This is a genomic window from Kribbella sp. NPDC002412, from assembly GCF_053592935.1.
The window spans coordinates 1-17,509 of sequence record NZ_JBSFBL010000048.1 but is presented as its reverse complement, the minus strand read 5'-3'; the positions used below and the strand labels follow the sequence as shown (position 1 = coordinate 17,509).

Below are 17,509 nucleotides of genomic sequence, written 5' to 3'. Positions count from 1 at the left end.
GGGACCGCACACCGGTGGGTGTGCGGTCCCTTCACTTCAGTTTCTCGAAGGGTGATCTGAACGGATCAGATCGGGCGGATGTTCTCCGCCTGCAGGCCCTTCTGGCCCTGGGTGATCTCGAACTCGACCCGCTGGTTCTCGTCCAGCGAACGGAAGCCCGACATCTGGATGGCCGAGTAGTGCGCGAACACGTCCGCGCCACCGTCATCCGGGGTGATGAAGCCGAAGCCCTTGTCAGCGTTGAACCACTTGACAGTACCGACAGCCATTTGTGTCTATCTCCTCGATGGCTTGTAACAATCCGCGACCCACACCTCATGGGCCACGCGTCGCCGAAAGGCCCCAGACGACAGACCGGCCATGCAGCACAGCAAAAGTCAGGGAGTCCAAAACTGCAACGCGATAACTGTAGCCGTTATCCGGCCGGGTGGTAGGGGTGACCGAGAACACGTGTCGCTAATAGTCGCCGGTCGCCACGTTCCGTGAACACCCCGGAACAGGCCCGGAACGGCCCGCCGGGACCACGAAATCCCGCGCCGACCTGCTCGTTCGCCGCCGCGATCGGCGGCCGAACCGTTCCAACGTGGGACTGCGCCCGGTACGCCGGGTGATGGACGCGCGAACCTGATCGATTTTTCGGGCGTGTCGCGCGCCTCTGGACAATCGTTGCGCGGACCGCAATGGTGAGCCCGAAGGAGGCACGGTTGATCGTCACAGTGACCCGCAGCGGAGGCTTCGCCGGCCTGATGGCCCACGGTGAGCTCGACACCATGTTCCAGCCCGACGCGGCCCGGCTGGAGGCCGCCGTACGGGCGCTGGACCAGGCCCGGCTCGGTTCGGGCATGCCCCAGCCGGACCGGTTCGTGTACCGGGTCGAGGTGCGTGACGCGCCGGGCTCGCCCGCCACGCACCTCACCGTCGCCGAGCAGGACCTCGACCAGACGACCGCCTGGCTGCTCGAACGGGTGCTCGAGGACTAGTCGCGTCATGACCGGAAGTGTTCGCTTGCTCACTCACCGGGTCAAGATCTTGCAAGGGTCTCAGCCATATTTGTGGGCCATGGCGATCGCCTGCGGGACGTAGCTCCCGCCGAACAGCACCACGTGCGTCAGCAGCGGGTGCAGCCGGTGCAGTCCGACCCGGTCCCGCCAGCCGTCCGCGAGCGGATGCACTTCGTCGTACGCGCGAAGCACTCGCTCGAGCTGTGGAAGCCCGAAAAGGCCCAGCATGGCCAGGTCGGTCTCCCGGTGGCCGCCGTGTGCCGCCGGATCGATCAGGTGGACGCCGTCGGTGCACCAGACGACGTTGCCCGACCACAGGTCACCGTGGATCCGGCTCGGCCCCTCGGTCGGGTCGTCGTACGTCCCGGCTTCCAGCCGGATGCAGACCTGCTCGAACACCTGCAGTTGGTGCCCGTCGATCGTGCCCTGGTTGTACGCCGACCGCAGGTACGGCCGCAGTCGCAGGTTCGCGTAGAACTCGCCCCACGACTTCACCGGCTCCAGGGTGTGCGGCAGCCCGATCGTGCCGATGTAGCCGTCGGTCTCCCAGCCGTCCGGTGGTACGCCGAAGTGCCGAGCGCCGGCGTCGTGCGTCACAGCCAGCCGCCGGCCGAACTCGTCGGCCGCGGCGCCGCTCGACGGGGCGAGCTCGAGCCGGACAGTGCTCAGGTGACTGGGGGAGACGTCCACTGGCTCCGCAACCGGCGCCCCTCCGGGTACGGCGAGCCAGCGCAGGCCGGCCGCCTCGACCTCGAAGAACCCCGGTGGAGCGTCATGCCGCCTCTTCACGAACTCGACAGCCATCCTCGCACTCTTGCATCAACCGGCGCCCGCGGGCCAGCACCGGCTCGTCCGCCGTCAGCGCCGTCAGCGCGACGATCGCCAGCAGGCCGCCGACCAGCGCCACGCTGCGGACGCCGGTGTGGTCGAGCAGCAGCCCGCCGATCAGTCCGCCGGCCGCGATCCCGACGTTGAACGCCACGTTGGTCCCCGCCGACGCGAGGTCCAAGCTTCCCGGCGCCACCAGCAGCGTCCGGCTCAGGATGCCGACCGCCAGCATGCTGAAGGCCATCCCGACGAGTGCGTAGAGCACCACCGCGGGCCCCTGCTCGTGGCCGACCGCGTAGAGGCCGAGCAGCGACGCGCCGACCAGGGCCAGCGGCAGGGCGACCGCTACCCACGGGTCGTGCTCGATGAGCCGGCCGATGAGCAGGGTCCCGGCGAGGCCGCCCAGTCCGCAGGCCAGCAGGATCGGAGCGAGCGCACCGGTAGTGAAGTCACCGACGTCCAGCAGGAACGGCGTGACGTAGGTGTTGAACGTCAGGAAGCCCGCCACCCCGACCGCCGTGCTGGCCACGAGCACGGCGTAGCGGCGCGTGCCACCAGCACTCCCGCGGCGGCTTTCCGTCCCTTGTGCGCTGCCGCGAGGCAGGAGGGCCAGGACGGTCAGACCCGTCGCTGCCGCGACGACAGCCATCAGGGCGAACGGCAGCCGCCAGCCCGCCTGCTCACCGAGCCACGTGCCCAGCGGGATGCCGACGACCGGGGCGAGTGCGGAGCCGATCGACAGCCTGGCGACCACCCGGCCGCGGAGTGCGGGCGGGAACAATCCGGTCGCGATCGGGAAGATGATCGACCAGAACAGCGCGTGCGACAGCGCCGTCAGCAGCCGTCCGACCAGCAGGACCTCGTACGTCGGCGCCGCTGCGGAGACGGCCGCGCCGACGGCCATCAGGCCGAGCGTGGTGCCCAGGACGGGCCGGCGGGGGAGCCCGAGGGTGAGCCGGGCCAGCGGGATGGCGGCCAGCGCGACGAGCACGGCGTACCCGGTGACCAGCAGGCCGACGTCGGAGCGGGACCGTCCCAGGTCGTCCGCGATCACCGTCAGCAGGCCGATCGGCAGGATCTCGATCGTCACGTAGGAGAAGGTGCCGGCGCCGAGAACGGCGAGCACGGCCTGGGTTCGGCGGGACGTGTTGACCATGACGTCACCTGTGATTCCAGTAAAAGGGGTGATAGTGGTAGCATGTCATGTATGGCAGAGGACCGCAATGACGAACTCCGGATCGTCGGAGGGCATCCCGCCCTCGAGTTGGTGAATACGGTCGCACCGCGAGTCGTGGGCGGTGCGGACGACGAGCGCGACTACATTCCAGTGCCGGGCGACCTGCTGGCGTGGAGTCGCCGTACCAAGCTGCTCACCGAGGCTGAGGCGGATGCTGTCGGCTCCGCGTGGGGCAGTGCGCCAGGTATGGCCGAGCAGGCGTTGCATGCGACGGTCGAGATCCGGGAGGCCGTCTATGCGGTGCTGAGCAGGAGCGGCACAGACGCCGAATTCGCTGCTGCGCTTGAGCTTTTGACGCTGCGCTGGTCGGCGGCCGCGGCGCGCTCGGTGCTCGTGCCGGGTGGTGCCGTGGCCGAGCTGATGGTCGGCACGTCGCCGGCGTCGATGATCCCGGACCGGTTGGTCACCGCCGCGGTCGAGCTGCTGCGGACCGTCGACCTGCGGCAACTGCGGGCCTGTCCGGTCGACGAGGGCGGCTGCGGTTTCCTCTTCCTCGACCGCAGCCGGAACGGGTCACGCCGCTGGTGCTCGATGCAGGACTGCGGGACCAGGGCCAAGATCCGCAAGCTCAGCGAGAAGCGCCGATCTGCTTCCACCGTATGACCGGTTAGGCGGTACGCTCACCGTCCGCAATCGCGTGACCCGTCAAGTAGGCGTGTCGAAAGATGCGAAGTGTCCGTCCGACCTGTCATCGTAGGCGGCCGGGCCTTCCGACCACGACGGGCCTGGCCGGTCCTGCCCCGGACAGGGGCGGGCAGTTGAAGAAAGAAGCTGGAGGACAGATGACGCAGGTGGCAGAGCAGCCGGGCAGTACTGCCGGGCGGCTCGGCTCGGTGGTGCTGGACTGCCCGGACCCACTCGAGCTCGCCCAGTTCTACTCGGCGCTGCTGGGGCTGGAGATCGATGAGAACGGTGACGACGACTGGCGGAGCCTGACCGGCCCCGGCTCGTCGTTCGGGTTCTCGACGCTGGCCTTCCGGCGCTCGGAGGAGTTCGTGCCGGCGACCTGGCCCGGCACCGACGCGCAGGATCTCCATCTCGACCTCATCGTCGAGGACCTCTCCAGCGGTCATGCCAGCGTGACCGCGCTGGGGGCCGAGCCGCTCGACCCCCTGGACCCACCACCCGCCGAGAACGCCCGCGGCTGGCGTATCTACGCCGACCCCGCGGGCCACCCGTTCCGAATCTGCCTGGAGTAGGAACAGCTGCCTGGATCGAGAGCCCGTCCCGGCCACCCGGCCGGGGCGGGCTTCTGCTGTCTCAGACCCACTCGCTGCTGCCGGTGAACGGGAAGTGGCGGCCCTCGACGTACCGCGGTCGTGGCTGGTAGCTGTTGACGCCCGGCTCGCCGCGCAGGTGGAACGCACTCGGGTACGGCGTCTCGGGGTCGGTGATCCGGGTCGAGGTCGGGATGTAGCGGATGGTCAGCCCGCATCGCCGGATCGGCGAGGTGTTCGCGTTGCTGCCGTGCACGATGTTCGGGTGGTGCACCTCGACGTCACCGGGCGCGAGCACCATGTCGACGGCCGCCGACTCGTCCACCTCGACCGCGATCTCCTTGCCCAGCACGCTTTCGACCTCGGTGTTGTCCCGCATCCCGGCCACCTCGGACCGGTGGCTGCCGGGGATGATGCGCACGCAGCCGTTCTCCGGCGTCGAGTGGTCGACGGCCAGCCACAGCGTCACCACCTGCATCGGATCCAGCGGCCAGAACGCCGCGTCCTGGTGCCACAGCACCGGCTGGCCGGAGTACGGCGGCTTGGAGATGTAGTGCGACGCGAACAACGCGAGGTCCGGCCCGACGAACTCCGACGCGATGTCGAGCAGCCGCTCGTCACTCACCAGCCGGACCCAGAACGGGTCGTCGCGCAGGTAGACGTGCCCGAGCTGCTCGGGCCGTACGTCGGGATGCCGAGCCTGCAGCCACTCGACATGGTCGTTCACTTCCTTGATCAGTTCCTGGTCGATGACGTCACGAAAGATGACATAGCCCTCGGTCTCGTACATGCCCCAATGCTGCGGTCGCCGGCCAGTGGCGTACTAGCAGCGAGCTGACGAGAACTTGTAGCGTGTTGATGTGGACCAGGTGCTGCGGTTCGAGTCGCACGCGTTCGGCCGGCCGTACCACGCGGCCCGGGTGCGGATCCCGGCGCGGGCCCGCGACACCGAGTTGCACACCCACGCGGACTTCCACGAGTTCATGGGCGTGGTCTCGGGTGCCGGCGAGCACCTGCTGACGACCGGCGTCGAGCGGCTCCGCGCCGGTGACGTCGTTCTGGTCCGGCCGAACGATCGGCATGCCGTCCGCGGCTCGGCGCCGAGCGGTCTGGAGTTCATCAACGTGGCGTTTCCGAGCTCGGCCTGGCAAGGATTCCTCGCCCTGACCCGGACCGATCCAGGCCGTGCGCACCTGGCTGTTCATGCGCCCGCCGCCATCGCGGTGTTCGAGGGCGCCCTCGAACGCTTCCAGGACAACCCCAGCCCGTACGACCTGATGCGGTTCTGGATCGACCTGCTCACCCTGGTCTCGCCGCACGACCCGTCGACTCGCCCGGGGACACCGGACTGGCTGGCCAGGGCCTGTACGGCGATGCGCGCCGAGGACAATCTCCGGGGCGGTGTGCCTCGGCTGCTGGAGCTCGCGGGCGTGAGCGCCGCGCACCTCTCGCGCTCGATGCGGGCGGCGTACGGCGTGACCCCGACGGACTTCGTGACCGACCTCCGCCTCGAGCACGCGGCGTCGTTGCTGGCAGCAACAAATGAGCCGGTCGCGGTGATCGCCGAGCGGTGTGGTTTCGCGAGCCAGTCGTACTTCAGCCGCTGTTTCGCGGCCGCGCACCGGCTCGCGCCGCGGGAGTTCCGCCGCCGCTCCCAGCGAGCCTTCGTCCCGTAGCCATCGACCGATCGGTTGATGTGGGACAGCGGGGCCGGCCGGGATTCTCGAGGCATGACAGTGATCGAGATCGAGAACCTCCGCAAGACCTACAAGTCGAGGACGGCGGTCGACGGCATCTCGCTGACCGTGGACCGTGGCGAGATCTTCGGCATCGCGGGCACCAACGGCGCCGGCAAGACCACCCTCGTCGAGTGCGCGTCCGGCCTCCGGCACCGTGACAGCGGCGTCCTCCGGGTGCTCGGGATGGACCCGCAGACCGACCGCCGGGCGCTCCAGCAGCGGATCGGCGTACAACTTCAGGAGTCCGCGCTGCCGGACGCGCTCAAGGTGGACGAGGCCTTCCGGCTCTACGCCTCGCTGTACGACGACCCCGTCGACTGGCGCGCGCTGATGGACGACTGGGGGCTGACCGAGCGCCGCCGGGCCCGGTTCGGGAGCCTGTCCGGGGGCTGGAAGCAGCGGCTGTTCATCGCGCTGGCCCTGGTCGGCGGACCCGAGGTGGTCTTCCTCGACGAACTGACCACAGGTCTCGACCCGGCGGCCCGCCGTACGACGTGGGGGCTGATCAGGAAGCTGCGGGACCGCGGGCTGACCGTCGTGCTGGTCACGCACTTCATGGACGAGGCCGAGGCGCTGTGTGACCGGGTGTCGATCGTCGACAACGGCCGGATCATCGCGACCGGCAGCCCCGCCGGACTCGTCCGCCAGGCACGCACCGACTCACTCGACAGCGCCTACCTCGCGCTCACCGGAAAGGACCTGTCATGACCGGCCTCCTGAACGTCGTCGCGATCGAGCTGAAGCTGATCGTCCGCGACCCGATGTCGGCGTTCTTCGCGCTGGCGTTCCCCGTCGTCCTGCTCTGGGTCAAGATGCGCAGCGGCGACGACCTGCCCGGCGGGGTCCGCGAGGTCGACGCGAACGTGCCGATGCTCACCGTCTTCGTGATCGGCCTGGCGGCCCTGGTCGTGCTGCCCGGGACTCTCGCGCAGTACCGGGAACGCCGCATCCTGAAGCGTTTGCTGGCCACCCCGGCTTCGCCCGGCATGCTGCTCGGCGCGCAGTGGGCCGCGCATCTCCTGCTGGCCTTGCTCGGTACGGCGGTCATCGTGGCGACCGGGGAGATCGGCTTCGACCTGGCCGCGCCGGCCAACGTGGCCGAGGTCGTGCTGGCCTGGATCCTGGGTGCGACGAGCCTTGGCGCGATCGGGATGCTGATCGGCGCGCTGGTGCCGAACAGCCGGAGCGCGACGCTGGTCGGGCTGAGCGTGTTCTTCCCGATGGTGTTCGTGTCCGGCGCGATGGTTCCGCGCGAGCTGACGTCCGGTGCGATGCGGACGATCGGCGACCTGACGCCGATGGCGCCGGTGGTCTCCACGATCCGCGCGGCCTGGTCCGGAGGAGACCTGTCCGCCACTACCCTTGCGGTCATGGCGATCATCTCCGTCCTCGCCACCGCCACCGCGGCGAAGGTCTTCCGCGCGTGAGCACCGCCCCGATCGAGCGCTGGGAGCGGGTGTTGCCGGCGCTGCCGTACCTGTTCCTGCTGCTGCCCGCGACCTTCGCGCTGATCGACGACTGGCGCCCGATCGTCCTGCTCCTGACCATGCTGGGCATCGCCTGGACGGCAGGCCTCTACCGCCGATCCGAGACCAGCACCGGGCTCGCGGTGCTCTACTTGACCGGCACACTCGTCCTCCTTGCCGCTCTCGTCCACCAGGACTCGTTGTTCTCCGTCACCGGCGTCGGCTTGTTCGTCCAGGTCTTCACGCTGCTCCCCGGCTGGCAGGCGTACGTCGGTGTCGCCGCAACGTCCGCCGTACTGGTGCTGGCCCGGCCTCGCGGCGACGACGGCCTGCGCGAACTGCTGGCGTCGTTCCTCGTCGCCCTGCTGATCGCCTCGGCCACCGGGATGCTCTTCAACGCGATCTCCCGGCAGAGCGAGGAGCGCCGGCAACTCGTCAACCGGCTGCAGGAGCTGGCCGAGGAGAACGCGGTACTGCAGTCCCAGCTGTTGTCGAGTGCACGCGAGGCCGGTGTACTCGCCGAGCGGCAGCGGATGGCCCGGGAGATCCACGACACGATTGCCCAGGGCCTGACCGGCATCCTCACCCAGGTGGAAGCGGCGGAAGACGAGGGCGAGCCGACCGCTCGCCTCGACACCATCCGAGGCCTCGCGCGAGACAGCCTCAACGAGGCTCGCCGAGCGATTCACGCGCTGCGCCCGGCCGAGCTCCAGCAAGGTGACCTCACCGCCGCACTCCAAAGCGCTGTGGACGGGTCAGGAGTGCCCGCGGTTCTGTCGACGACCGGTGACCCGAGAGCCCTGCACCCGGAGGTCGAGCACACGTTGCTGCGCGTGGCGCAGGAAGCCCTGACCAACATCGCCAAGCACGCGAACGCGACCCGGGTCGGCGTCACGCTCTCCTACATGGAGGACGTGGTCGCCCTCGACATCCGCGACGACGGCAGAGGCTTCACGTCGAGCGGTACGGCGGCCGGCTTCGGGCTGATCGGGATGCGGCAGCGGGTGACCCGGCTGGCGGGGTCGTTCGAGGTCGAGAGCACTCCCGGCGAAGGCACCGGCATCTCCGCCACCGTTCCCGCGATCCCCGCCCCGGAGGACTGATGCCGATCCGGCTGATCATCGTCGACGACCACCCGATCGTCCGCGACGGCCTGCGCGGGATGTTCGCCGCCGACGACGCCTTCGAGGTCGTCGGGGAGGCGGGTGACGGGCCCGAGGCGCTGGCGCTCGCGCGCCGGACCGAGCCGGATGTCGTGCTGCTCGATCTCCGGATGCCGAACCTGCCCGGCGCCGAGGTCATCCGCCGGCTCCGCGAGCAGCAGCCGGCGGTCAGGATCCTGGTCCTGACGACGTTCGGCGACGATGCCGACGTACTGCCCGCCATCGAGCGAGGCGCGACCGGGTATCTGCTGAAGGACACACCCAGAGCCGAGCTCAGGAAGGCGGTCCAAGCGGCCGCCCGCGGCGAGAGCGTGCTGTCGCCCGCAGTCGCGGAGGTGCTGACGAGGCGACCTGAGCCACGCGCGACTCTCAGTCCGCGCGAGCTCGAGGTGCTGAGCCTGATCGCGGCCGGCGCGACCAACCGGGACGTCGCCGGCCGGCTGTTCATCACCGAGGCGACGGTCAAGACTCACCTGATTCACATCTACGCCAAGCTCGAGGTGAAGGACCGCGCGGCCGCGGTGGCCAGTGCCTACAAGGCGGGTCTGCTGCAGCGTTGAACCGTGGGCCGGGGTGATCCGTTGGTCAGGGTGACGACGGGAGGGGCCCAGGTGCGGTTCAAGGTGCTCGGACCGCTGGAGATTCGCGACGGCCGCGGCGAGCCGGTGAGGCTGGGCTCGCCGAAGCTGCGTGCCGTCCTCGCGGTTCTGCTCGTGAGCGCCAACCGACCACTGACCGCGGGCCGCTTGGTCGAGACGGTCTGGCCCGAGCGGCCGCCGCCGACCGCGATCGGAGCGCTTCGCACCTACGTGTCGACCCTGCGCCGCGACCTCCAGCTCAGCACCGGGCCAGGCCTAGCTGAAGCCCGGCCGCGACTGGTGACTGACGCTGCCGGTTACCGGATGGACGTGACCGCCGCCGACCTCGACCTGCTGGCCTTCGAGGAGCTGACCCGCCACGGCGAGCAGGCACTGCGCGATGGCGACCCGCTGACCGCCACCCAGCAGCTGAGCACAGGCCTGGCACTCTGGCGCGGCCGCCCACTCGAGGATGTGCCCGTCGACGCCGACCCCGACGGGCGACTGGTCGTGGCAGAGGAACGACGACTGGCCGCCAGCGAGACTCTGGTCGAAGCCCGGCTCGCCCTCGGTCAGCACACCGAGCTCACTACCGAGCTACGCGCACTCGTAGCAGACAACCCACTCCGAGAACGCCTGTGGCAGCAGTGGATGCTCGCGCTGTACCGGTCCGGTCGGCAGGCCGATGCGCTCGCGGCCTACCGCCGCCTCCGCGACCGGCTGGCCAACGAACTCGGCACCGAGCCCGGCCGCGCCGTCCGGGACCTCCACGAACAGATGCTCGCCGCCGACCCTGTGCTCGATCTACCCGACCACTTGTCGCTGGCCCGGCGGACTGTGGTCCCGCGCCAGCTGCCGGCCGACGTGGCCGCTTTCACTGGCCGCCGTACCGAGCTGGCTGACCTGACCGGCCTGCTGAAAGGCGACGCGGCCATCGGGGCGGTCGACGGGGTGGCGGGGATCGGTAAGTCCGCCTTGGCCGTTCACGCCGCGCATCTCGTCGCGGCGAGCTTCCCGGACGGGCAGTTGTACGCCGACCTGTCCTCGGACGGCACGCCGATCGGGGTGCTCGGGCGGTTCTTGCGTGCGCTCGACGTACCTGATGCCGGGCGGTACGACTTGGACGAGGCGGCCGGTCGGTTCCGGGCGGAGACGGCGACGCGGCGGGTGCTCGTCGTAGTGGACAACGCGGCGGCCGCGGCGCAGGTGCGGCCGTTGCTGCCTGCTGGGCCGGGCTGCGCCGTACTGCTGACCAGTCGGCGGGTGCTGGCGACGCTGGACGGTGCACGGCACCTGCATCTTCGTCCGCTGGCTGCCAGTGAGTCGCTGACGCTGCTGGGGGAGCTGGCTGGGCCTGATCGGATCGCGGCTGACCCAGCGGCCGCGCGGAAGCTGGTTGCGTTGTGCGGAGGACTGCCGTTGGCAGTGCGGATCGCCGGTGCTCGACTGGCAGCACGTCCTGCCTGGCCGGTCCGGACGCTGACCGATCGGCTCGCGGACACCCGCAGTCGCCTGGACGAGCTACGGGCGGGTGACCTCGACGTCCGTGCGTCGCTCCAGCTGAGTCATCGGTTGCTGGCCGACGGGTCGGCGGCAGAACGGGAGGCTGCGGCAGCGTTTGGGTTGCTGGGTTTGCCCGATGCAGCCGACCTCAGTCCGCCGTTTGCGGAACGCTTGCTCGGCTCAGCTGATCCGACGCCAGTGCTGGAACTTCTGGTCGACGCGCAGTTGCTGGAGAGCCCAGCGCCCGGTCGCTATCGGCTGCACGAGTTGCTGCGGTTGCTGGCCCGTGAGGTCGCCGCGGAGCACGACCTCGGCGCTGTCCTGACCAGAGCCATGCGCTGGCAGGTCGCGACCGTGTGGAACGGGTACGCCATGCTGCGCCCGGGTGATCCGCGGCTGCGGACGGCAGGGGAGTGGGCAGCGGGCGGTACGGCGTTCGGCGACGTACGGGCTGCGTTGGACTGGTTCGAGACCGAGCGGTCGAATCTGCTGGCGACGGTCGAACAGGCGGCGGCGACCGACGGCGTACCGGACGACATCCCGTTGCAGTTGGCGCGTGGGCTGTTTGCGTTCTTCCACATCAGGGGTCATCGGGCGGACTGGATCCGGCTCAACCAGACTGCGCTGGCGGTGGCACGCCGTACGCAGGACTCTTATGCCGAGGGCTTCGCGCATCGGGATCTGGGCGCGGCTTACGAGCTGCAGGGGGAGTACGACCAGGCTGTGGACCACCTTCGGGCGGCGCTCCGGTTGTTCACCGAGCCAGTAGACCGCGCGTCGTGCCTGAACGGCCTCGGCACCGTCTACGACAGCCTCAGACGCTACGACCAAGCCGGTGACTCTCTGACCCAGGCCTTGTCCCTTGCAGGTGACCCGCACAGCAAGGGCATCTACCTGAACAACCTCGGTCCGGTGCTGGGACGACTCGGCCGGTACGACGAAGCACTCCGCTGCCTGGCGGAGTCGGGAGCGATCTTCGCCGAGCTCGGCAACCGCCGCGGCCGTGCTGCGGCGTGGACGAACGTCGGCGAGGTGTATGAGGCCGCCGGCTCGCCAGGCGAGGCACTCGCCGGATTCACACGGGGGTTGGCGATGTTCCGCGACCTGGCCGACGAGGCGGGTCAGGCGCACTGCCTGACCCACCTCGGCATGGCCCACCGCGACCTGGGTCACGTCGACCGAGCGCTGGAATGTCTGCGGTCCGCGCTGGCGATCTGCGAACGCACCGACGACCGGCGCGGCGCTGCGCAGTGCCTACGGTTGCTCAGCGAGGCGCTGCAGCAGCCCGGACCGCGTGGCAACGGTCAGCGCCTGAGCGCGAACGAGTAGACGTTGCCGCCACCGTTGTCGCCGTACGTCCCGGCGTAGACCTTGCCCTGCGCGACGACCGGGCCGGAGTCGACGGCACCGGACAGCCGAGCAGACCACAGCCGTTGTCCGTTCGTTGCGCGCAGTGCGTAGACGGCGCGGTCGTCCGAGCCGACGTACACGACGCCGTTCGCGACCGCCGGAGAGGACATCACCACGCCACCGGTGCGGAAGCTCCACCGGATTGCACCGGTCGCCGCGTCGAGCGCGAGCACTCGCCGGTCGTTGTTCGTGCCGATGTAGACCGTCCCGTTGGCCACTGCCGGGGAGGACTGGAACGACGCGAGGATGTTCGTGCCGTACTGCGTCTTCCACCGCTGCACACCGGTCGCCGCGTCGACGGCGTACACATGACCGTCCCGGGAACCGAAGTACACGGTCCCGTCGACCACGGCCGGCGTCGACGAGTTGTGGCCGCCGGTCGGGAATGACCACAGCACCGCGCCGGTCGCGGCGTCGAGGGCGTACAGCCGCTGGTTCAGGGACGCGGCGAATACCTTGCCTTCAGCAACGGTCGGCGACGAGTAGAAGCCGGATCCGCGTCCCCCGTTGGGTTCCGCGTCCCAGATCCGGGCGCCGGTGGCGGCGTCGAGCGCCAGCACCTGGTCCTCGGTCGTCGCGGCGTACAGCACCGATCCGGCGAGCGTGGGGGACCCGTTGATGTTGCTGACCGAGGCGCCGGTCCGCCACCGGGTCGCCCCGGTCACCGCGTCGAACGCCCAGATCTCGGCCGCCGGCCGGTTGATCCCCAGGTACACCACGCCGTCGCCGACGGCCGGCGAGGTGAACGTCCAGTCGCCGGTCAGCGCGCTGTCCGGCTTCGCCCACAGCGTCTGGCCCGTCGCCGCGTCGAGCGCGTGCAGCCGGCCGTCGAGCCCGCCGACGTACAGCCGGCCGTCCGCCGTTGCAGGCGAGGACCAGACACTGCCCCCGATCTTCGTCACCCACTGTTGCCGCAACCCGCTGACGGTCGACACCGACAGCGCTGTCTCGGCCGGATTGACGCCCTGATGCGCCGGCCCGTTGCGGAACTGGGTCCAGTCACCGACCGCCACGGCGCTCGCCGGCGCCGAAGCAACCAGCGGCGTCATCACAAGCGCAGCGAGCGCACACACCGCCCGCACCCTCACCAATCGTCCAGTCATACCCCGACCATGCCTGTCAGGCATCAACGATCGATCAAGCCGCGGCGAGTGCCTTCCGGATGCGCTTCTCCGAGACGGGATACGGCGTGCCGAGGGTCTGGGCGAAGAGGCTGATGCGGAGCTCCTCGAGCATCCAGCGGACCTCGAGGAGCTCAGGGCTCGGGTACTTGCCGGTCGGTACGGCGTTCAGCCGGGCGCGGTACTCGTCATCGAGCGTTTGGATGATCGCCATCCCCGAACGGTCCCGCATCGCGTTGGCGCCGATCTTGTCCAGCCGCTGCTCCATCCCACGCAGGTAGCGGACCAGGTCCGGCAGCCGCTTCGCCCCGGTCTCGGTGATGAACCCGGGGTGCACCAGCCCCTCCAGCTGGCCGCGAACGTCGGACAACGCCGCGATCAGGGCCGGGCTCGATGCCCGCGAGATCAGCTTGTCCACGGCTCGCGCATGCGACAGCACCTGCTCGACCTGCTTGAGGATCGTCAGCACAGTGTCCGCAAGGTCCGACCGTACGGCGTCGCGCAGGATGGAGAACGCGGTCAGGTTCCACGCCGGGCCGTTCGCCGCTGCCATCAGCTGGTCGACGGCCGCGGAGATCGCGTCGTCCAGCAGCTCTCCGACGTTGCGGTGCGGACCGGCCATCAGCGTCATCTTCTGCTGGTTGGTCAGGTTCCGCTGGACGACGTCGATCACCGACGGCATCGTCAGCAGCAGGAGCCGGCGGGTGCCGTTCCACATCGCGGCGGCCTGGTCGCGTTCGGTCTCCTGCAGCCGGATCGCGACCGTCTTGCCCTCGTCGACCAGCGCCGGGTAGCCGGCGACCGTGAGTCCGTTGCGGTGCTCGGAGAAGCTGCGCGGCAGGTCGCCGAAGGTCCAGTCGGTCAGGCCGGACCGCTCCAGCCCGCTGACCGCCTTCGACGCGACCTTCGAGATCGCGGCCTTGGTCTTCGGCTTCAGCCGTTCCTTCAGCTGGGCCAGATCCTTGCCCTCGGCCACGGTCTTGCCGTGGTCGTCGACCACCCGGAACGTCATCCGCAGGTGCTCGGGCACCCGGCTCCAGTCCCAGTCGGCCGGGTCGATGACCACGTCGCGGAGGTTCCGCAGCTCGCGGGCGAGCGCGTCGGTCAGCGGGCCGGACGCCGGGTCGAGCCGGGGGAGGACCTGCCGGGCGTGGTCCGGGGCCGGCACGATGTTCTTCCGGATCGCCTTCGGCAACGACTTGATCAGGGTGGTGACCAGCTCCTCGCGGAACCCGGGCACGCTCCACTCGAACCCGTCGGCGGTGACCTGATTCAGCACCAGCAGCGGGATGTGTACGGTCACGCCGTCCGCGTCGGTGCCCGGCTCGAAGGCGTAGGTCAGGTCGAAGGTCATCCCGTTCCGCGTCCAGGTCAGCGGGAACTCGTCCTCCTTGACCTCGGCGCCCTCCCGGACCACCAGCGACCGCTCGAAGTCGAGCAGGTCGGCGTCGCGCTGCCGGGCCTTCTTCCACCAGGTGTCGAAGTGCCTCCCGGTGACCACCTCACTGCCGATCCGTTCGTCGTAGAAGGCGAACAGCGTCTCGTCGTCGACCAGCAGGTCGCGCCGGCGAGTCCGTTCCTCGAGCTCCTCGACCTCTTCGATCAGCTTGCGGTTCTCGTGGAAGAACTTGTGGTGGGTGTCCCAGTCGCCCTCGACCAGCGCGTGCCGGATGAACAGCTCGCGCGACACCTCCGGGTCGACCTTGCCGTAGTTCACCTTGCGCCGGGCCACGATCGGCACGCCGTACAGGGTGACCTTCTCGTAGGCCATCACCGCGCCGGCTTTGCGCTCCCAGTGCGGTTCGGAGTACGAGCGCTTGATCAGGTGCTGGGCCAGGTCCTCGGCCCACTCGGGCTCGATCTTGGCGTTGACCCGCGCCCACAACCGGGACGTCTCGACCAGCTCGGCGGCCATCACGAACTGCGGCGGCTTCTTGAACAAGCCGGAGCCGGGGAAGATCGCGAACTTGGTGCCGCGGGCGCCGAGGTACTGGTGCTGGTTCGACGGGTCCTTCATGCCCAGGTGGGACAGCAGGCCGGACATCAGCGAGACGTGCACGCTCTGCGGATCGGCCGGCGCACCGCTGTTCAGGGTGACGCCGATCTGCGACGCGACCTGGCGCAGCTGCGCGAAGATGTCCTGCCACTCGCGGACCCGGAGGTAGTTCAGGTACTCGCTGCGGCACATCCGGCGGAACTGGTTGCCGGACAGCTCCTTCTGCTGCTTCTTCAGGTAGTTCCAGAGGTTCAGGTAGCCGAGGAAGTCGCTGTTCGGGTCGCGGAACCGGGCGTGCGCCTGCTGCGCCTGGGCCTCGGCGTCGGTCGGGCGTTCGCGCGGGTCCTGGATCGACAGCGCGGCCGCGATCACCATCACCTCGCGCACGCACGCGTGCTTGTCCGCCTCGACGATCATCCGGGCCAGCCGCGGGTCGAGCGGGATCTGGGCGAGCTGGCGGCCGACCGGGGTCAGGCGGCCGGCCTTCTCGATCGCGCCGAGCTCGGTCAGCAGCTGCAGGCCGTCGGTAATGCTGCGCTTGTCCGGCTCGTCGATGAACGGAAACGCGGCGATGTCGCCGAGGCCGATCGCCGTCATCTGCAGGATGACCGAGGCAAGGTTGGTGCGCAGGATCTCCGGGTCGGTGAACTCGGGCCGGCCCTCGAAGTGCTCCTCCGAGTACAGCCGGATGCAGATGCCGTCGCTGGTCCGGCCGCAGCGGCCCTTGCGCTGGTTGGCGCTCGCCTGCGAGACCGGCTCGATCGGCAGGTGCTGGACCTTGGTGCGATGGCTGTACCGCGAGATTCGCGCCGTACCGGGATCGATGACGTACTTGATGCCGGGGACGGTCAGCGACGTCTCGGCCACGTTGGTCGCGAGCACGATCCGGCGACCGGAGTGCGGCTGGAAGACGCGGTGCTGCTCGGCGTTGGACAGTCGCGCGTAGAGCGGGAGCACCTCGACGGCGCCGGGTCGGCCGCGTTGCGCGGCGTACTTGTCGTTGAGGGCGTCCGCGGTGTCGCGGATCTCACGCTCGCCGCTGAGGAACACCAGTACGTCGCCGGACGCCTCGTACTCGAGCTCGTCGACGGCGTCCAGGATCGCCTGCGTCTGGTCGCGCTCGATCGTGCTCGGGTCGTCCGGGTCGTTGATCGGCCGGTAGCGGACCTCGACCGGGTACGTCCGGCCGGAGACCTCGACGATCGGCGCCGGATTGCCCTGGCTGTCCGCGAAGTGCTCGGCGAACCGCTCGGGGTCGATCGTGGCCGAGGTGATGATCACCTTGAGGTCGGGGCGGCGGGGGAGCAGCTGCTTGAGGTAGCCGAGGATGAAGTCGATGTTCAGGCTGCGCTCGTGCGCCTCGTCGATGATGAGGGTGTCGTACCGGGTCAGGTCGCGGTCGCGCTGCAGCTCGTTGAGCAGGATGCCGTCGGTCATCAGCTTCACCAGCGAGCGCTCGCTCACCTTGTCGGTGAACCGGACCGCGAAGCCGATCGTCTCGCCCAGCTCGGAGCCGAGCTCCTCGGCGATCCGCTCCGCGACCGTCCGCGCCGCGAGCCGTCGCGGCTGCGTGTGGCCGATCATGCCGTGCACCCCGCGGCCGAGCTCGAGACAGATCTTCGGGATCTGGGTGGTCTTCCCGGACCCGGTCTCACCCGCGATCACCACGACCTGGTGCGCCCGGATCGCGTCCGCGATCTCGTCCTTCAGCTGGCTGACCGGCAGCTCTTCCGGATACGAGATCTCCGGGACGGCGCCCCGCCGTACCTCCACCCGCCGCTCGGCCTGCTCGACCGCCCCGAGCATGCCCAGCAGCTCCTGCTCCCGCTTCCGCGGCTCGCTGGTCCGCCGAACCCGCTCCAACCGCCGCCCCAACTGCTCCCGGTCGTACGCGGTAACGTCCTCCAACCTCGCCACCACGTCGGTGAGGCTAGGCGTCACCCCGCCTTCGGCGGGTACGGCGGAGCGGCGAGCGCCGGCGCCGCCTGCGGCGGGGCGGCCAGTGCCGGCGCCGCCTGCGGCGGGGGAACGTCGGCCGTTGGAGCTGCGGCGGCGGCCGCCCTCGGCCGTCCCGCGAGAGGCTGCGGAGGAGTCACTCGCCCCCACGGACTCGGCGGAGCCGCCGGTGCTGACGCCGCCTTCGGCGGGCGGAGTGGTCGAGGAGCGCTGCCGGTCGGGCCCCCGGCGGGCGCCGAGCCTGGTCATCAGCCCGCTCCGTGTCGACGAAGACCTCGTCAAGTCCATCCGCGA

General features: G+C 69.8%; 15 protein-coding genes. 9 read left to right on the top strand and 6 right to left on the bottom strand.

Annotated elements, in window-relative coordinates:
* Nucleotides 1-65 precede the first annotated feature (65 nt).
* Nucleotides 66-269: a cold-shock protein gene (locus ACWCOV_RS31305; protein WP_360533635.1), complete on the bottom strand. Its 204-nt coding sequence runs from the start codon at nt 267-269 to the stop codon at nt 66-68.
* 435 nt (nt 270-704) lie between these two features.
* Here ACWCOV_RS31305 and ACWCOV_RS31300 point away from each other — a divergent pair, with 435 nt between their 5' ends.
* Nucleotides 705-980, top strand: coding sequence for a protealysin inhibitor emfourin (locus ACWCOV_RS31300; RefSeq protein ID WP_449832932.1), 276 nt, complete (start codon nt 705-707; stop codon nt 978-980).
* Nucleotides 981-1,040: 60 nt separating this feature from the next.
* On the opposite strand, the gene ACWCOV_RS31295 is transcribed toward ACWCOV_RS31300, so the two are convergent.
* The gene (locus ACWCOV_RS31295; protein ID WP_449832931.1) at nt 1,041-1,805 is read right to left on the bottom strand and encodes a fructosamine kinase family protein; all 765 of its coding nucleotides are present in this window, start codon (nt 1,803-1,805) and stop codon (nt 1,041-1,043) included.
* Nucleotides 1,774-2,985, bottom strand: a complete 1,212-nt coding sequence (locus ACWCOV_RS31290; RefSeq protein ID WP_449832930.1) for an MFS transporter — start codon at nt 2,983-2,985, stop codon at nt 1,774-1,776. The genes ACWCOV_RS31295 and ACWCOV_RS31290 overlap by 32 nt, the downstream gene beginning before the upstream one ends.
* A gap of 51 nt (nt 2,986-3,036) precedes the next feature.
* Between ACWCOV_RS31290 and ACWCOV_RS31285 the strand changes: the two genes are divergently transcribed.
* Together ACWCOV_RS31285 and ACWCOV_RS31280 are read left to right on the top strand one after the other, a co-directional pair.
* Nucleotides 3,037-3,669: a CGNR zinc finger domain-containing protein gene (locus ACWCOV_RS31285; protein WP_449832929.1), complete on the top strand. Its 633-nt coding sequence runs from the start codon at nt 3,037-3,039 to the stop codon at nt 3,667-3,669.
* A gap of 179 nt (nt 3,670-3,848) precedes the next feature.
* Nucleotides 3,849-4,265, top strand: a complete 417-nt coding sequence (locus ACWCOV_RS31280) for a VOC family protein (protein WP_449832928.1) — start codon at nt 3,849-3,851, stop codon at nt 4,263-4,265.
* Nucleotides 4,266-4,326: 61 nt separating this feature from the next.
* Here the strand turns inward: ACWCOV_RS31280 and ACWCOV_RS31275 are convergent, their stop codons facing one another.
* Nucleotides 4,327-5,073 (bottom strand): phytanoyl-CoA dioxygenase family protein, encoded by a 747-nt coding sequence (locus ACWCOV_RS31275; RefSeq protein ID WP_449832927.1) that lies wholly within the window; start codon nt 5,071-5,073, stop codon nt 4,327-4,329.
* 70 nt (nt 5,074-5,143) lie between these two features.
* Here ACWCOV_RS31275 and ACWCOV_RS31270 point away from each other — a divergent pair, with 70 nt between their 5' ends.
* From ACWCOV_RS31270 to ACWCOV_RS31245, 6 genes are read left to right on the top strand one after another with little or no spacing between them, the layout of a single operon-like run.
* Entirely contained in the window at nt 5,144-5,959 is an 816-nt protein-coding gene (locus tag ACWCOV_RS31270; protein WP_449832926.1) for an AraC family transcriptional regulator, read from the top strand.
* 54 nt (nt 5,960-6,013) lie between these two features.
* The gene (locus tag ACWCOV_RS31265) at nt 6,014-6,730 is read left to right on the top strand and encodes an ABC transporter ATP-binding protein (RefSeq protein WP_449832925.1); all 717 of its coding nucleotides are present in this window, start codon (nt 6,014-6,016) and stop codon (nt 6,728-6,730) included.
* Complete coding sequence (locus ACWCOV_RS31260) at nt 6,727-7,449, top strand: ABC transporter permease (RefSeq protein WP_449832924.1); 723 nt, start codon at nt 6,727-6,729, stop codon at nt 7,447-7,449. The genes ACWCOV_RS31265 and ACWCOV_RS31260 overlap by 4 nt, the downstream gene beginning before the upstream one ends.
* Nucleotides 7,446-8,591 carry a sensor histidine kinase gene (locus ACWCOV_RS31255; protein WP_449832923.1) on the top strand — a complete coding sequence of 382 codons (1,146 nt, stop codon included), beginning with the start codon at nt 7,446-7,448 and terminating at the stop codon, nt 8,589-8,591. Before ACWCOV_RS31260 ends, ACWCOV_RS31255 begins: the two co-directional genes overlap by 4 nt.
* The gene (locus ACWCOV_RS31250) at nt 8,591-9,211 is read left to right on the top strand and encodes a response regulator (RefSeq protein WP_449832922.1); all 621 of its coding nucleotides are present in this window, start codon (nt 8,591-8,593) and stop codon (nt 9,209-9,211) included. Before ACWCOV_RS31255 ends, ACWCOV_RS31250 begins: the two co-directional genes overlap by 1 nt.
* Before the next feature lie 30 nt (nt 9,212-9,241).
* Nucleotides 9,242-12,061: a BTAD domain-containing putative transcriptional regulator gene (locus ACWCOV_RS31245; protein WP_449832921.1), complete on the top strand. Its 2,820-nt coding sequence runs from the start codon at nt 9,242-9,244 to the stop codon at nt 12,059-12,061.
* On the opposite strand, the gene ACWCOV_RS31240 is transcribed toward ACWCOV_RS31245, so the two are convergent.
* Together ACWCOV_RS31240 and hrpA are read right to left on the bottom strand one after the other, a co-directional pair.
* Nucleotides 12,037-13,245 (bottom strand): outer membrane protein assembly factor BamB family protein, encoded by a 1,209-nt coding sequence (locus tag ACWCOV_RS31240; protein ID WP_449832920.1) that lies wholly within the window; start codon nt 13,243-13,245, stop codon nt 12,037-12,039. The two genes, ACWCOV_RS31245 and ACWCOV_RS31240, sit on opposite strands and share 25 nt — an antisense overlap.
* A gap of 34 nt (nt 13,246-13,279) precedes the next feature.
* Nucleotides 13,280-17,179, bottom strand: coding sequence for an ATP-dependent RNA helicase HrpA (gene hrpA, locus ACWCOV_RS31235; protein ID WP_449832919.1), 3,900 nt, complete (start codon nt 17,177-17,179; stop codon nt 13,280-13,282).
* Nucleotides 17,180-17,509: the final 330 nt, after the last annotated feature.

What these genes read in the sequence shown, in the direction of transcription:
- ACWCOV_RS31295 (WP_449832931.1), bottom strand. Translation starts at nt 1,805, where the DNA reads ATGGCTGTCGAGTTCGTGAAGAGGCGGCATGACGCTCCACCGGGGTTC.
- ACWCOV_RS31265 (WP_449832925.1), top strand. Translation starts at nt 6,014, where the DNA reads ATGACAGTGATCGAGATCGAGAACCTCCGCAAGACCTACAAGTCGAGG.
- ACWCOV_RS31240 (WP_449832920.1), bottom strand. Translation starts at nt 13,245, where the DNA reads ATGACTGGACGATTGGTGAGGGTGCGGGCGGTGTGTGCGCTCGCTGCG.
- ACWCOV_RS31290 (WP_449832930.1), bottom strand. Translation starts at nt 2,985, where the DNA reads ATGGTCAACACGTCCCGCCGAACCCAGGCCGTGCTCGCCGTTCTCGGC.
- ACWCOV_RS31275 (WP_449832927.1), bottom strand. Translation starts at nt 5,073, where the DNA reads ATGTACGAGACCGAGGGCTATGTCATCTTTCGTGACGTCATCGACCAG.
- ACWCOV_RS31280 (WP_449832928.1), top strand. Translation starts at nt 3,849, where the DNA reads ATGACGCAGGTGGCAGAGCAGCCGGGCAGTACTGCCGGGCGGCTCGGC.
- ACWCOV_RS31305 (WP_360533635.1), bottom strand. Translation starts at nt 269, where the DNA reads ATGGCTGTCGGTACTGTCAAGTGGTTCAACGCTGACAAGGGCTTCGGC.
- ACWCOV_RS31260 (WP_449832924.1), top strand. Translation starts at nt 6,727, where the DNA reads ATGACCGGCCTCCTGAACGTCGTCGCGATCGAGCTGAAGCTGATCGTC.
- ACWCOV_RS31250 (WP_449832922.1), top strand. Translation starts at nt 8,591, where the DNA reads ATGCCGATCCGGCTGATCATCGTCGACGACCACCCGATCGTCCGCGAC.
- ACWCOV_RS31285 (WP_449832929.1), top strand. Translation starts at nt 3,037, where the DNA reads ATGGCAGAGGACCGCAATGACGAACTCCGGATCGTCGGAGGGCATCCC.